At 38.5% G+C, this 14,054-nt stretch carries 15 protein-coding genes, 2 pseudogenes and 1 other annotated feature; of the genes and pseudogenes, 8 read left to right on the top strand and 9 right to left on the bottom strand.

Annotated elements, in window-relative coordinates:
• Window positions 1–2: 2 nt before the first annotated feature.
• Window positions 3–668, bottom strand: coding sequence for a YneB family resolvase-like protein (locus EDD58_RS10085; protein WP_131925198.1), 666 nt, complete (start codon window positions 666–668; stop codon window positions 3–5).
• Between the two features lie 74 nt (window positions 669–742).
• On the opposite strand from EDD58_RS10085, the gene EDD58_RS10080 reads away from it, so the two are divergent.
• The gene (locus EDD58_RS10080) at window positions 743–919 is read left to right on the top strand and encodes a DUF896 domain-containing protein (RefSeq protein WP_131925197.1); all 177 of its coding nucleotides are present in this window, start codon (window positions 743–745) and stop codon (window positions 917–919) included.
• A 383-nt stretch (window positions 920–1,302) separates the two neighbouring features.
• Here the strand turns inward: EDD58_RS10080 and ahpF are convergent, their stop codons facing one another.
• Together ahpF and ahpC are read right to left on the bottom strand one after the other, a co-directional pair.
• Window positions 1,303–2,832: an alkyl hydroperoxide reductase subunit F gene (gene ahpF / locus EDD58_RS10075; protein WP_131925195.1), complete on the bottom strand. Its 1,530-nt coding sequence runs from the start codon at window positions 2,830–2,832 to the stop codon at window positions 1,303–1,305.
• Between the two features lie 12 nt (window positions 2,833–2,844).
• A complete protein-coding gene (ahpC, locus tag EDD58_RS10070) occupies window positions 2,845–3,408 on the bottom strand; it encodes an alkyl hydroperoxide reductase subunit C (protein ID WP_131925193.1) in 564 nt (187 codons plus the stop codon).
• A 435-nt stretch (window positions 3,409–3,843) separates the two neighbouring features.
• Between ahpC and EDD58_RS10065 the strand changes: the two genes are divergently transcribed.
• Window positions 3,844–4,194 (top strand): transcriptional regulator, encoded by a 351-nt coding sequence (locus EDD58_RS10065; protein ID WP_207903288.1) that lies wholly within the window; start codon window positions 3,844–3,846, stop codon window positions 4,192–4,194.
• Window positions 4,195–4,449: 255 nt separating this feature from the next.
• On the opposite strand, the gene EDD58_RS10060 is transcribed toward EDD58_RS10065, so the two are convergent.
• The 3 genes and pseudogenes from EDD58_RS10060 to brnQ form a co-directional block, all read right to left on the bottom strand.
• Window positions 4,450–4,818, bottom strand: coding sequence for a DUF4180 domain-containing protein (locus EDD58_RS10060; RefSeq protein WP_131925191.1), 369 nt, complete (start codon window positions 4,816–4,818; stop codon window positions 4,450–4,452).
• Window positions 4,819–5,055: 237 nt separating this feature from the next.
• Window positions 5,056–5,194 (bottom strand): annotated as a pseudogene (locus tag EDD58_RS15155) (hypothetical protein); the annotation flags it as partial.
• A gap of 94 nt (window positions 5,195–5,288) precedes the next feature.
• Window positions 5,289–6,623 carry a branched-chain amino acid transport system II carrier protein gene (brnQ, locus tag EDD58_RS10055; RefSeq protein WP_131925189.1) on the bottom strand — a complete coding sequence of 445 codons (1,335 nt, stop codon included), beginning with the start codon at window positions 6,621–6,623 and terminating at the stop codon, window positions 5,289–5,291.
• 110 nt (window positions 6,624–6,733) lie between these two features.
• Window positions 6,734–6,985: a binding site (T-box leader), on the bottom strand.
• Window positions 6,986–7,555: 570 nt separating this feature from the next.
• On the opposite strand from brnQ, the gene EDD58_RS10050 reads away from it, so the two are divergent.
• The 3 genes from EDD58_RS10050 to EDD58_RS10040 all read left to right on the top strand — a co-directional run bounded on the left by EDD58_RS10050 (window position 7,556) and on the right by EDD58_RS10040 (window position 9,759).
• Window positions 7,556–8,374 carry a squalene/phytoene synthase family protein gene (locus EDD58_RS10050; RefSeq protein WP_131925186.1) on the top strand — a complete coding sequence of 273 codons (819 nt, stop codon included), beginning with the start codon at window positions 7,556–7,558 and terminating at the stop codon, window positions 8,372–8,374.
• Window positions 8,375–8,583: 209 nt separating this feature from the next.
• Window positions 8,584–9,096: an RDD family protein gene (locus EDD58_RS10045; RefSeq protein ID WP_243648706.1), complete on the top strand. Its 513-nt coding sequence runs from the start codon at window positions 8,584–8,586 to the stop codon at window positions 9,094–9,096.
• Window positions 9,097–9,126: 30 nt separating this feature from the next.
• The gene (locus tag EDD58_RS10040) at window positions 9,127–9,759 is read left to right on the top strand and encodes a histidine phosphatase family protein (RefSeq protein ID WP_131925182.1); all 633 of its coding nucleotides are present in this window, start codon (window positions 9,127–9,129) and stop codon (window positions 9,757–9,759) included.
• Between the two features lie 132 nt (window positions 9,760–9,891).
• Here the strand turns inward: EDD58_RS10040 and EDD58_RS15150 are convergent.
• From EDD58_RS15150 to EDD58_RS10030, 3 genes and pseudogenes are all read right to left on the bottom strand, one after another.
• Window positions 9,892–10,140, bottom strand: a pseudogene (locus EDD58_RS15150) (IS5/IS1182 family transposase); the annotation flags it as partial.
• A 182-nt stretch (window positions 10,141–10,322) separates the two neighbouring features.
• Entirely contained in the window at window positions 10,323–11,639 is a 1,317-nt protein-coding gene (locus tag EDD58_RS10035; RefSeq protein WP_131925180.1) for a sensor histidine kinase, read from the bottom strand.
• Between the two features lies 1 nt (window position 11,640).
• Window positions 11,641–12,327, bottom strand: coding sequence for a response regulator transcription factor (locus EDD58_RS10030; RefSeq protein ID WP_131925395.1), 687 nt, complete (start codon window positions 12,325–12,327; stop codon window positions 11,641–11,643).
• A gap of 260 nt (window positions 12,328–12,587) precedes the next feature.
• Between EDD58_RS10030 and EDD58_RS10025 the strand changes: the two genes are divergently transcribed.
• The 3 genes from EDD58_RS10025 to EDD58_RS15280 all read left to right on the top strand — a co-directional run bounded on the left by EDD58_RS10025 (window position 12,588) and on the right by EDD58_RS15280 (window position 14,043).
• Window positions 12,588–12,809 carry an SHOCT domain-containing protein gene (locus tag EDD58_RS10025; RefSeq protein WP_131925178.1) on the top strand — a complete coding sequence of 74 codons (222 nt, stop codon included), beginning with the start codon at window positions 12,588–12,590 and terminating at the stop codon, window positions 12,807–12,809.
• A 79-nt stretch (window positions 12,810–12,888) separates the two neighbouring features.
• On the top strand, window positions 12,889–13,893 hold the full coding sequence (locus tag EDD58_RS10020) for a DJ-1/PfpI family protein (RefSeq protein WP_131925176.1): 1,005 nt from the start codon (window positions 12,889–12,891) through the stop codon (window positions 13,891–13,893).
• A gap of 15 nt (window positions 13,894–13,908) precedes the next feature.
• The gene (locus tag EDD58_RS15280) at window positions 13,909–14,043 is read left to right on the top strand and encodes a hypothetical protein (protein ID WP_279389112.1); all 135 of its coding nucleotides are present in this window, start codon (window positions 13,909–13,911) and stop codon (window positions 14,041–14,043) included.
• Window positions 14,044–14,054 lie beyond the last annotated feature (11 nt).

Genomic DNA, 14,054 nt, shown 5'->3' with positions numbered 1-14,054 from the left:
AACTAATCCTCCTCATGAATTTCCTCAAGTTGTTGTTTTTTCCACTCCTGATAGCGACGATGAACAGTTGCTCGAGAGACATGATAGCCAAATCCTTGTAAAGTAGCTGTAATCTCCTCAAATGTAAGCTTTTTTTCTTTCAAAGCTACGATTTGCTCAATTGGAACATCCTTTTTCTCTCTACCACCTAAACCTTGATTCTTTAAGTTCCGTGCAGGTTGATATCCCTTTTCACGGATGGCTCGTTGCATTCCCCAACTAATCTTTTGATTCATCATCCTTCTTTGCAACTCTTCCACTTTCGCAATAATATGTAAAACGGTTGACTCTCCTGCATCTAATTCTAACTCTCCCTGATGCTGATAGGAAAAAATCTTACAGCCCAACCGATCTAACTGGTGAATAATTGCTAACTTAGCTTCGCCTCGCCCAATTCGAGTATCATCTTGAATCAAAATCACTTTAACCTTATTCCGTTTGATTTCTGATAAAAGATGATACAAACCTTCCCGATTCAGATCAAAGCCACTCTGTTGCTCAGCAATCACATCGACAACTTCTAATTGGAGTTGACTAGCCCAATGAAGTAGCACTTCTTTTTGCCTTTCAAGACTAGATTCCTGTTCATCACGCTTTGTACTAACTCTTGCATAAATGATTGCTTTCATCTGGTTACATAATCCTCCCTGTTCTTGCAATACAAATAAGAATTAGTTAAAGTGTGAGAGAAGGAGGGCTTTATATGATTGATCAACAGTTAATTGCAAGAATCAATGAGCTAGCAAAAAAGAAAAAAACCATTGGTTTAAATGAAGAAGAAAAAAAAGAACAGATGAAGCTTCGCCAAATCTATTTACAAGGGATTCGAGGTCAAGTAAAACAACAACTAGATCGAATCCATTTTGTAGATAAGCAATAAGCGAAATCATTTATCATTATATCGAACCATCCCTGAACCTACAAACATCTATAGGGAGCTTATTGTTTATAGCTCCCTACCCTAATTATTGAGAATGTTTACAATCGAGGAGCATGCTGTGAAAGTAAAAAATCCGATTTTTCATTACACTCGAGGTATTAGAATTATACATTTATTTCGATTTTGCGTTTGTAGAACAAACTAGTTAGTGTATTAAATAGATTTGCATAAAAGGTTGGTTTGCGATTATTTACAACTAAAGGCAATACCAGCTACATGAAAAAGAAAGTCGCTTTACTATTTGTTTAGTAGTAAAGCGACTTTCGGAAATTTAAGATATAGTCTGTAGAAACGTTATATCAACGCTCCTACTTATGTCTCCATTAATTTCGAATTAGGTAATCAAAGGCACCTAAAGCTGCTGTAGCACCTGATCCCATCGAAATAATGATCTGTTTATATGCACTATCCGTACAGTCACCTGCAGCAAACACTCCAGGAGTGTTCGTAGCACCATGCTTATCTACAATAATTTCACCGAAGCGGGTACATTCAATTGTGTCACGTAACCAATCGGTATTTGGTACAAGACCAATCTGAACAAATACACCCTGCAGTTCAATGTGATGCTCTTCTTCTGTCTCACGATCAATGTAAGAAATGCCGTTTACTTTGTCAGTGCCAGTAATTTCTTTTGTTTGAACGTTCTTTAAGACCGTTACGTTAGGGAGACTGTAAAGACGCTCCTGTAGAACAGCATCTGCTTTCAACTCTGGCATGAACTCAAGAACGGTTACATGTTTCACAATTCCTGCGAGATCAATGGCTGCCTCTATACCAGAATTACCGCCACCAATAACCGCTACATGTTTCCCTTCAAACAATGGACCATCACAATGAGGACAGTATGCTACACCTTTATTCTTAAACTCTACTTCACCTGGTACACCAACATTGCGCCAGCGTGCACCTGTAGAAAGAATTACGGATTTACTCTTTAGAACAGCACCATTTTCAAGTTCAACTTCGATAAGGTCTTTCTTATCTAAACGCTTGGCACGCTGTAAATTCATTACATCAATGCCGTACTCTTTAACATGTTCTTCAAGACTCGCTACGAGCTTAGGACCTTCAATATATTTCACACTGATAAAGTTCTCAATACCCAAGGTATCCATGACTTGACCGCCAAAGCGTTCAGCAACAATGCCTGTACGTATACCTTTACGTGCCGCATAGATGGCTGCACTGGCACCAGCTGGCCCGCCCCCAACAACAAGCACATCGAATGGATCCTTAGCAGAAAGCTCTGATGCATCTGGACCATTCCCCATTTTGGCGAGGATTTCCTCAAGAGTCATACGTCCGCTACTGAATGGTTCGCCATTTAGAAAAACAGTTGGCACAGCCATGACATCTTTGCTTTCTACCTCTTCTTTGAAAGCTGCACCGTCAATCATGGTATGTGTAATGCCAGGATTGAGAATGCTCATTAAGTTCAGTGCCTGCACAACATCAGGACAGTTGTTACAACTCAAGCTGATATAAGATTCAAAGTGATGTTCGCCCTTAATGCTTTTAACTTGATCAATTACTTGCTGATCAACCTTCGGAGCTCTTCCGCTAACCTGTAGCAGAGCCAACACTAATGAAGTAAATTCGTGTCCTAGAGGGATACCAGCAAAAGTTACTCCAGTGTCTTCGCCGATCCGATTCACACTAAAGCTCGGCGTTCTCTGCAATTTTGTATTCTCTACCTTAATGTTGGATGACATGGCAGACAATTCATTCACTAGGGCCAGCATGTCTTGGGATACCTTGTCAGATCCCACACTGACTTTTAGTAGTACATCGCCCTCCATCAATTGAAGATATTGGGCTAATTGTGCTTTTATATCTGCATCCAGTATCATTAATCTTGCTCCTTAAATTTTTCCTACAAGATCAAGGCTTGGCTTAAGTGTTGCAGCGCCTTCTTGCCATTTAGCTGGGCAAACTTCACCTGGGTTATTACGAACATACTGTGCCGCCTTAATCTTGTTAACAATAGTACTTGCGTCACGACCGATGCCACCCGCATTAATTTCAACGGCTTGAACGACACCATCTGGATCGATAATAAAAGTACCACGGTCAGCCAAACCAGCTTCTTCGTTTAGCACTTCAAAGTTGCGAGAGAGCTTTTGTGAAGGGTCACCAATCATAATATATTCAATTTTGTTAATAGTTTCTGAGTGGTCATGCCATGCTTTATGTGTAAAATGGGTATCTGTTGAAACGGAGTATACTTCAACCCCAAGTTCTTTCAGAGTTGCATATTGGTTTTGTAAGTCTTCAAGTTCAGTAGGGCAAACGAATGTAAAATCTGCAGGATAAAAGCAAACTACACTCCACTTCCCTTTTAGATCGGCTTCGGTAACTTCGAGAAACTTTCCATTTTGGTAAGCTTGTGCTGTGAACGGTTTTACTTCAGATCCAATTAAAGACATAATCAAATTCCTCCTAAGTATTTTAAAGTCTTTATTTAACTATAATAATTATAATCTAGTTATAATTATTACTTAGAATATATCCTTTGTCAAGGGTAAATAAAAAATACGGTAAATAGGGACCATTTTACTTTTAATGTATGTCTTAACCTATGTAAATATCGAGGTCGAACATTGTAATCCCATTATCCAAACAAAATTCGACCAAGAAAAGAATTTCTTCTTTAGGCTTTTTCCAGTCAGCTAAACAGCACAAACCCAGAACAACTCCGGAAGAATAAAGGTCAGGAACAAGCTAAATACGATTCATGATATGATCTCCTCTGCCTAAGAAATGAATTTTCCTTATCTTTCATACCTCTATAATTATTAGACTTTACATAATAGTCATTTTGGTTTATGATACAAACTAGTTAATGTTTTAGATGAATTTGTATGAAAGGTTGGTTTGCAATTATCATGATGCCTTTTAAAGAAATGGCCCGGTTAGATAAATTAATTCATGAACCTGCCCGTTTAGCTATTATGAGTGCTCTAGAAGCGTGTACACTTGCTGAATTTCTTTTCCTACAAGAATTAACTGGCTTAACCAAAGGAAATCTATCTTCTCATTTATCTAAATTAGAAAAAGTCGGATATATACAAATCAATAAAAACTTTGTACGCCAAAAAATCCCCCATACAACGATTCGGATCACTCGTGAAGGTCAAGCAGCGATCCTTCAATATTGGGATCAGCTAGATCGGATTCGAGAAATCACCAAGCAATGGCAAAAAAACCACTGATTGTGCAAGATACGGGTCAGTGGTATAGGAAAATGACTTGAGGCTACATGTGATAGCTCAAGTCATTTCGTGTTTAAACAAAGGTCACCATTGTAATATTTCGAGAATAAAGGTGTGCACCCCAGCAATTCAATAGCTTCTTCCAAGCTAAAGTTCATGAAACTACTTCTCTCGTTATTTATTAAGAATTTCATCATTGGATAATCTGCATGACTTCACCGTGCCTTTAACACCTTTCTTCATCCGTTCTATCTTCTACTTCAACATACTTAACTTTTCAATCGCTTCTTGTTCGGTTGGTAAGAAAAAGATATCGTTTCCTTTGTTACATTCATAGATAAAATCTTTTAAGCTTTGACTGGAATACACCGAAAAATCCCCGAAAATTGCAACTTTCACTCGATAATTGATGAACTTCTGAAGGATTTCGCCTGCAAAGCGTGTTTTCAAATCGAAAAAGCTTTCGCTTAAAAGAGATTTGTTTATAACAATACGATTACAGGCTGCTTCGTATTGCACAGTTGCCATAAGATCCAATGCTGACTGAACGTCCTGTATTAATATCTCACTACTTCTCACGAGGGCAATATTTCCCCCATCTACTTCTACCTTCGTTATATTCATAATCTCGCTCCTATCATCATCCATAGTAAACTTTCTCACTTAATCCTTACAAATGTATCGGTGATCACACTACTCTTGAGAAACTTAGACCTATTACCATCTATAGCAGTCCATATGGAAACACTTGGGGAATTCTACATACATAAGCCTCATCATATTAAGGCTAAATAGTTGGTTTTGTCTTTTTCTAAGACCAATCTAGTTTAAATTATGCCAATTGTTTTGGAATGCCTTCAAATTTATTAGATAAACAAGAAATAGAAACCACAGTACAGCTAGTAAGGTTAGGATGAAGGCTAATATTCGATTGTTGGTTTACATTTCCCTTCAAATTAATAAATTGTGGCATGATTGTTATATAAACTAAGACATTCTCATCAGGGTGATTTCTTAAAAATAAATAACATTTTTTGATTAAGCCGCATTTTTCAAAGGAATAATGCGGCTACGGAGTGTCTAAAGTAAGCGATTCATGATACCTTACTTTGTTGGGATTTTTTAAAAGATTGCTGTTTATTTAATATCTTTATAAGAAGACCGATTAGCACTCCAATTGCTGCCGGAACAAGCCAACCGAAACCGAAAGTATATAATGGCAATGATTTAACTAAAGTGTTAATTGGACCGAGATTGATCCCTGATTGTATAAATGCATCAGAAATACTGACGATTGATACAAAAAGTGTTGTTGTTGCGTAAACCGAACGGTTCCCTCCAAACAGGTCATTCAACAGTGTTAGAATGATCAAGGTGATCGCAATTGGATAAATGGCCGTTAAGGCAGGTACTGAGATCAGTAAAATTTTCGTTAAGCCAAGGTTTGCAAAGACAAGGCTTGACCCTGTAATTACGGTTACCCATGTACGATACTTAACTTTTGGAATGATGGTCGTAAAATATTGGCTGCATGATGTAATGAGTCCAACTGATGTTGTTAAACAAGCAAGCGAAAAGACAAGGCCCAATATTATGGCTCCTGATGAACCAAATAATGTTAGGACGACTTGTGTTAAAGTTTGAGCTCCATTTTCTGTCGTTCCATGGTTAATTGCACCAAGGTATCCGAGCATGATATAAATGAGCGTTAAAATGAGTCCAGCTAACAGACCTGCACGGATTGAATACGAGACAATCTGTTTCGAATGGCTCACCCCTTTTTGTTTTAGAGTGAGCGAAATGACAATTCCAAAATTCAAGGCTGCGATTGTATCCATTGTCAAATAGCCATCTAAAAACCCTTTTGCAAATGGCATTGCAGCATAGTCTGCTGTTGGTAAAGCAGGGGCACCGAATGAATGGGTTAAAGCTCGAACAAAAATAATCAAAATTAACAAAAGAATCACCGGCGTTAGCAATTTCCCGAACCGATCAACAAGCTTTGATGGGGACAAGGCGAGCCAGTATGATAAACCAAAATAAACAAATGTATAAATAAATAAAGCTAGAGTTAAATTCATGTCTTTTGAAAGAAATGGACTGACTCCCATTTCAAACGCTAAGCTTCCCGCTCGAGGAATCCCCAAAAGTGGGCCTATTGCTAAATAAATAATTAATGTAAAAATCGCTGAGAAAAAGGGATGGACACGGCTAGCAAGTGAATGTAAACCATTTGCTTTTGCAACAGCAACGACGCCTAAAATCGGCAATCCAACCGCGGAAAGGATAAAGCCGGCCATAGAAGGCCATAGAGATGTACCAGCTGATTGCCCTAAAAATGGCGGGAAGATTAAATTGCCGGCACCAAAGAAAAGAGAAAAAAGCATTAAGCTAATGAACAACATATCTTTTTTGGATAAATGTTTCAATGTAATTCCTCCTTGAAAAAGTAAACTTAGCTTTCAAAATGTGAATATCAATGTCGTCCAAATCACCACCACCTTTAAATGTTAAGAAAATAAAAAAATCCCGTCCCCCTAAAAGGGACGAGATTAGTTTCCCGTGTTACCACCCTGATTCCGCGAACAATAAATAAACTGCGGCACTCTACAACGTACGAATTCATACGTGTTCCGAAATAACGGTGGAAAGCCGGACACACTTACTCCAATTGTTCAGCATGTCTTCTCGGAGAGGATTTTCAGCTATGGACTGAACACTGATTTTCAGCAATTATCAGCTCTCTGTGGAACAGTTTTCACAACTTACTCTGTCTCGTCAATGAATTTAAACTCTAATTGTTTTTATTATCATCTGAGTATAGCAGAATATTGCTGAAGTCGTCTATAACTTTCATGACAGTTTTTTCATCCATTAACTCCACCAACCCTTTCATAAGGAATGCGTAAAAAAAGGCTTCAAGTAACCTATTCCCTCACCCTTATAAGGTTACAAAAGTCTTCTTTTGTTACGTTGCACTAGAAAACCAGTAATACCAAGGGTTTCAGAGCCTTATAAACACAGTCTTTATGATACTAACCCAAAAATATCTCATTACAACAAGTTAACTATTTTGAGAAACCAATCCCCTTTTAAGGTAGCCGTACTATCTGCCAAGTTGTTTTTGTGATTAGTTGCATTTTGAATGCGTTAATCTATAGGTTACAATTCAAATACTACACTTTTTATATTCCATTCATAGCGATTTAAAAGATAATTAGTTACACTAGAACTAAGCACAGAAAGACCCAATCTGAAAAATGTATGAGGTTTACATTTTACATTCAAAATACTTTTGCTAAACTAGAGTATGTTGCAGATCTCCCTGAAGATCTAATGTAAATTGGAGGCTAAGCCGAATATGAGTAAAATGACAGACCTACATAAGGAAGCGATGGAGATGCTACTGGCAACCAGTCGAACCTTCTTCATCCCCATCGACCGTTTGTCGCCAGGCATCAAAGAGGCTGTCGCATCCGCCTATCTTTGTATGAGAGCCATTGATGAAGTTGAAGATGACTCTCAAATGCCAACTGAAATTAAAATTAATCTCTTACAATCAATTAGTAAGATATTGAAAACCCCTTTTAGTGATGAGGATCTAACACAAGTATTTGAGCCTTATCGATCCCAGTTGCCTGAGGTCACTCTCCGATTGAGTGATTGGGCAAAATTAACTCCTACAGAAGTGCAACCTGATGTTTATCAATCAACGGCAATCATGGCTGAAGGTATGGCTAAGTGGGTTTCTAAAGGATGGATTGTTCACACCGAAGAGGAATTGGATGATTACACCTTTTATGTGGCTGGTTTGGTCGGCGTCATGCTAAATGATCTTTGGAAATGGTATGATGGAACAGAGACTGACCAAGATCTTGCTATTGCTTATGGTCGTGGATTACAAGCGGTCAATATTATACGTAATCGTGATGAAGATCTGGCCCGAGGTGTAGACTTCTTTCCGGATGGGTGGGGTTTCAAGGAGATGTTTGCCTATGCTCGACGCAATCTGGCATTAGCTGATATCTACATTGAAAGTATTAAATCAGAAACTGTTCTTGATTTTTGTAAAATCCCTCTTGCGCTTGCTTACGCCACACTTAATGCTGTTGAAGCAGGTGAAGAAAAACTAACACGGGGCGAAGTAACTAAAATCGTTAAGGAAACAACCAGTGAATAAAAAGTACTCCTAGCTATTAAAAAGATGGTTTTTCCTATACTCCTTTTGGAAAAACCATCTTCAAATTCAAGGAAATTTAGAGTGAATTTTCTAAAATATCTCATTTAGAAGTCTAGTGAAACCCTGATTCTCTTGAAGCAAACTTAAAAGCTTAATTCAACGATGGGGAGGAAAGTGTCATACGACCCGATTCGCAGTCTTATGCGCCATTGAAAAAACGCATTTTCGCCTTCTTATTGGATTACCTTGTTATTAGTGTTTACCTCATTTTCGTTGTGGGTACCCTTTCTTTTTTATTTCAGCCATTTTTTCTTCCCTTATTTTCAAACTCCCCAGTAACGGCTGAATTGACAGGCTTTTTAATAATCACGTTGCCTGTTTCACTCTATTTTATATTGTGTGAGTGTTCAAGATGGCAAGGAACATGGGGAAAACAGAAAATGGCCATCCGTGTGGTTAACAACACGGGGCAACGGATTGGACTCTTTCACTCAACGATTCGGACAGCTATTAAGTTTCTTCCTTGGGAACTCGCTCATTTCGGTATATGGCAGTTATCGCTCCCTACTCAATTTTCTGAGACTACTGTTTTAATGATCCTAAGTACAGCCAATCTCGCAGCTTTCATATACCTCTTAAGTCCATTGACTAATAAGAAAAGAAAAACGTTTTATGACTGGATCGTAGGAACAAAAGTTGTTTGTAAACAAACCATGGAATGATTCATTTTTGGAAAAAACAGGTGAACAAATATGCTGAAACTTTACTTAACAAGACATGGAGAGACAGAATGGAATATAGAGAAAAAAATGCAAGGAAGAAAAAACTCTCCTTTAACATCATTAGGAATTCAACAAGCTCAATTACTCGGGAACCGACTTAAAGAGACTCCGATTGATCTGATCTATTCAAGCCCTAGTGAACGAGCTGTTCAAACTGCTGAAATAATTAGAGGGGAACGAGATATCCCAGTGATTAATGACTCTAATCTACTCGAGATGGATTTGGGTGCATGGGAAGGCCAAACTTTCGACAAAGTGAAAGAAAAAGATCCACAAGAATATCATCATTTTTGGTATGAACCCCATCTTTATTCTCCTGTGAATAACGGAGAAACCTTTACTAAAGTTTTAGAGAGAGCACTTACTAGCGTTAACCAATGGATTCAACAACATAAGGGGCAGCAAATTCTGGTCGTCTCCCACTCTGTTTTTTTAAAACGATTGATGAACTACTTTGAAAATCAACCTTTAGATAAGTTATGGGCAGACCCTTATATGCACTCCGCAAGCCTAAGTATGATTGAACTGGATGAAAAACAAGCAAAAATAGTTCAGTATGCAGATTGTTCCCACTTAGAATCGATCCATATAAAAACTACATGAGTATAAAAATCCCATCGTGGATTTATAAATAAAGGAAATATATAAACAGTCCAATTCCTCAGTATTAAAATTGAGCAATTGGACTGTTTTCATCACTCCATCTCTTAGCCATCGGCTTAGGTGGTGGGAGTGTTCAAAGCGTTCTTTAGATTTCTCATTGAAATAATTACTTTCTTGAAATTGTTCCTGCTCCTTGTGTACGCTTGACTTTTTGGTTCTTTGCAAACCCTTTTACCCAGTTCGTGCTTTACGGATTGCCATATCTCCTGCTTTACATACATACATACATACATTCCAGCATCTTTAATTGAATTCAAATTCATCTCCTTTTTATCAGTTTCCTTGTGTAACAAGAGGGTTTAATTTGGCTACTAATTTTATTTACGCTAAACTAAAATCAACGCCCAGAAAATCAGATTTTGCTGATTTTCTGGGCTGTTTAATTTTCCATAAAGTATCTCTTTGCGTAAAAGTCATTAATCAATCTACCAAGCAGCAAAAATAATTTGTATCCTGTTCATCTCATTGTTTTTGGTTAGGTCCAAAACAAGAACAGAGAGTTGTTAGCCAATGGAGGGGATCCAACCTCTCAGGAGTGCACCACCATCTGAATGGTTATCTACCACTAGGTCACCTCCATGTCGCCTAATGATTTTTTTTGAAATAGTCAACCCTAACCCGACACCTCCGGTTGAACGATTTCTCGATGCTTCCCCACGATATAGTGGTTCAAATACTCGTTGGAGGTCCTCCGAGGAGAAACCCTCCCCTGTATCCTGAACAGTAAAGATCACTTTGTTATCATTCTTAGAGCATTGGACAAGAACCTTACCGTAGCATGGTGTATGTCTGACCGCATTATCCAATAAATTGTTCATGGCTCGCTCTAGTAAGTGCAGATCGCCCATGATTACGCAATCCTCCCCAAAATGATCCACGATAATCGAGATGTGCTTTTTCCGAGCTAAAGGATTCAGGCTGTCAATCGACTTCTGTAATACAAGTGGAAAATCAACCATGTTTTCTTTAATTTCCACATCTAAATATTCTGTCGTTGTAAATGTAAAAAGCTCCTCTACAAGTCGGTCCAATTGCGCTGATTTTTCCTTACAAACCGCCAAATATTTTGCCATTTTATCCGGCGAATTAGCAATGCCTTTCTCTAGGCCGTCCAAATAACCCCGTAATGCGAATAACGGTGTCCGTAAATCATGGGCGACAGCAGCAATCACAAATCGCCGTTCATCTTCTAATTCCACTTGTTTTTGAAAAGATTTATTTAGACCATCTACCATCACTTTAAATCCGTCATGAACTTCAGCAATTTCTGTGATCCTAGATGATGGTAACTGGACATCCAAATCTCCTTCTGCAATCTGCCGAGCACACTGGCTCGTTTTCTCCAGAGGTATGAGAATATATCTTCGAATGGCATATCCGACAATAAAAAAAGCCAATAATAGACCAACGATTGCCGCAATCATTTGAGTTAATTTTGAATTTGCTTGATAAATAGCAACCCTTCCAAGTACTTGATCATCCTGAATGATCGAAAAATGTTCTGTTCGCGTAAAGGATGGCTCCCGTTCATAGTCCGTTCGGAAAATCTCCTGATTGGAGTTAGATAGAATCGACACATCCATATTCATTTTCTCTAACTGTCTGCTCAATTGCTCTTGCCAAGCAGGGTTTGTCCATTTATCGGTGTTTGTCTCGATCAAGCGAATCGTTGCTTCCACATTCTCTTGTTTAGAATCATCCATTCCTAACCTGAAAGTTTTCGTTTCAATAAAATGCGCAGCTACATAAAATAACCATGGCAGAGTGAAGATGAGAAATAAGCTGAGTATTGTAAACTTACGAATGCGAATTGTTTTCATTTTATTCACCTTTGAAACGATAGCCGATGCCCCATACATTGACTATGAATTGTGGATCATTCGGATCGGCTTCAATTTTCTCACGAAGTCGGCTTAAATGGACGCGAATGGTATGTTTGTCGCCAATTCCATTCCAAAATTTTCCAAGTAATTGATCATATGAAAAAACATATTTTGGATGTTCGGCAAACAATAGCAGCAAATCATACTCTTTCGGTGTGAGTGAGATGGGTCGCCCTTCTACAAATACTTCTCTTGTGGACAAATCCAGCGTAAGACGTCCATGATCCAAGACCCTCCTCTTCAATTCTTGGTGAGAACTGGAGCGTCGTAATACTGCCTTCACTCTGGCAACAATCTCACCCGGTGAAGCGGTTTTAACTATATAATCATCTCCTCCAAGTGCCAGACCACGAATCTTATCTACATCATCGCTGCGAGCACTCAAGAAAAGGATGGGGACGTTGCTTTCCATACGAATTTGTCGACATAACTCGAAACCATTCTTTCCTGGCATCATGATGTCAAGTATAATGCAATGAATTGTACCTTGCTTAAGCACAGCCAGTGCCTCAGTGGCATCATAAGCAGTTTCCACATGAAAACCGTCATTTTCTAAGAAGTCCCTCAATAGTTCGGCAATGCTTTTATCATCGTCCACGACTAGGATCGTCTGTAATTCCTTTATGAAAATCCCACCTTTCCTCCGACGACTCTCCCTAAATAAACCAATCAATCAAATCTCGTTTTTAGTTTATCATTTTTTCAATAAGGAACAAGCAAAGTTATAGGTTTGATAATGCATTGTGATTGTTTCGTGACTTTTTTGTACCATCGTTTGTGACACTTAAAGGTTATTCTTTCATTGTGAACGACCAGCGAATATCCACTACAAACTAAGTAAAATGTTTCGCCCACTCTTTAACTACTTGAAAGGAGGATCTTCAAATGGGGTTCGAAAATAACAGTTTCGCATTCTTTCCATTCGGTGCATTGTTTTGCCTTACCCTTTTCTGTTTTGCGGCGGTTCGAATGTTTGAAATTCGATATCGTTATAGTGCTTCCAAGCAAGAAGACCGAAACATCACCTCGATTCTTCAAAGCCGGTTAGCCAAGGGCGAACTTGACGAGGCAGAATATCAGAGGTTGAAAGATCTTCTTACAAAATAAGAAAAACCTCAAGCGTCACAATCTCAAATTAGACCGGATGGTTTCAGCTGATCATTATTTTAAAATGGAGGTAATAAGTATGCATGTTCAAATTGTTTTATTTGATGGATTTGATTTATTAGATGTCATTGCACCATATGAGGTATTTTCTGCTGCTGCCATGTTCTCCGATGCGGAGATAACAGTAGAGCTTGTGTCCGCTGAAGGTGCGGGAATGATTACAAGTGGAATTAATCAATTAAAACTTCAAGCAACTGGTAAATTCGATTTATCCCGTAAAGGGATCATTCTTGTTCCGGGAGCATCTGGTACTGTTCATGATAATGGGCCAGATTCCATTCCAGTAAAATTAAAAAAAGCCGCTGAAACTGAATTAAGCAATCTATTACGAGAAGCAATGAAGAAAGCTGATATTTTACTTTCCACAGTTTGTGGCGGTTCTCTCATTTTAGCAATGGATGGTTTATTGGAAGGCCGCCATGCAGTAACGCATCATATGGGAATGGATCTTTTGAGTGCTACCAACGCTATTCCAGTTAATGCCCGTATCGTAGATGATGGTGATCTTGTTACTGGCGGTGGCGTTACTTCAGGGCTCGATGTTGCCCTTTACTTAGTTGAACGAGAATTAGGCCCTCGGATCGCACTCGCTGTGGAGCAATTATTTGAGTATGAACGTAGGGGTACGGTTTGGAAAGCTGAAGGAAATGCACCTAAAGAAAGCCAACAAGAAAATCCAATTGAAGCGACAAAGGATCATTCCTCTATCCAAGCTAATAAGAATGTTAATTTTCAAGGGGAATGGGATACTACAATTTCCACTCCTATTGGAAAACTTTCCGTTTTATTAGATTTAACTTCTAAAGATGGACAAATAGCAGGAACTGCAAAGCAAGGAGAGGAGATTGTCGCTTTAGACAACCCTGTACTTGAAGGGAATCAATTAAAGTGGTCTATGAAAGTGACTAACCCCATGCGTCTTACTTTAAAATTTATCGTTACTGTAGTTGGAAACAAGATGTATGGTGAAGCAAAAGCTGGAATGCTTCCCTCATCTAAATTAACTGGACATCGTATTTCTTAAAATGGAGTGGGGACGATGTATTTAATTACAGAGAACCCTAAGAAGAAATTATTAGAACATGTGTCAAAGTTAAAATGGTACAACTGGATCACATTTTTACTCATCATTGGTTCGATCTTTATGATGACAAATCGCAGTTTGTTTTCCTAAACATTCAATGG

Origin of the sequence: Hazenella coriacea, from assembly GCF_004341825.1 — a bacterium.
GTDB classification, from domain to species: Bacteria; Bacillota; Bacilli; order Thermoactinomycetales; family Thermoactinomycetaceae; genus Hazenella; species Hazenella coriacea.
Note: the sequence above shows the minus strand (reverse complement) of the source record. Positions and strands in the feature narration are given on the sequence as shown.

Bases quoted from the DNA above. Each gene is read 5' to 3' on its own strand.
- EDD58_RS10085 (WP_131925198.1), bottom strand. From the start codon at position 668: ATGAAAGCAATCATTTATGCAAGAGTTAGTACAAAGCGTGATGAACAG.
- EDD58_RS10080 (WP_131925197.1), top strand. From the start codon at position 743: ATGATTGATCAACAGTTAATTGCAAGAATCAATGAGCTAGCAAAAAAG.
- ahpF (WP_131925195.1), bottom strand. From the start codon at position 2,832: ATGATACTGGATGCAGATATAAAAGCACAATTAGCCCAATATCTTCAA.
- ahpC (WP_131925193.1), bottom strand. From the start codon at position 3,408: ATGTCTTTAATTGGATCTGAAGTAAAACCGTTCACAGCACAAGCTTAC.
- EDD58_RS10065 (WP_207903288.1), top strand. From the start codon at position 3,844: ATGAAAGGTTGGTTTGCAATTATCATGATGCCTTTTAAAGAAATGGCC.
- EDD58_RS10060 (WP_131925191.1), bottom strand. From the start codon at position 4,818: ATGAATATAACGAAGGTAGAAGTAGATGGGGGAAATATTGCCCTCGTG.
- EDD58_RS10050 (WP_131925186.1), top strand. From the start codon at position 7,556: ATGAGTAAAATGACAGACCTACATAAGGAAGCGATGGAGATGCTACTG.
- EDD58_RS10040 (WP_131925182.1), top strand. From the start codon at position 9,127: ATGCTGAAACTTTACTTAACAAGACATGGAGAGACAGAATGGAATATA.
- EDD58_RS10035 (WP_131925180.1), bottom strand. From the start codon at position 11,639: ATGAAAACAATTCGCATTCGTAAGTTTACAATACTCAGCTTATTTCTC.
- EDD58_RS10025 (WP_131925178.1), top strand. From the start codon at position 12,588: ATGGGGTTCGAAAATAACAGTTTCGCATTCTTTCCATTCGGTGCATTG.
- EDD58_RS10020 (WP_131925176.1), top strand. From the start codon at position 12,889: ATGCATGTTCAAATTGTTTTATTTGATGGATTTGATTTATTAGATGTC.
- EDD58_RS15280 (WP_279389112.1), top strand. From the start codon at position 13,909: ATGTATTTAATTACAGAGAACCCTAAGAAGAAATTATTAGAACATGTG.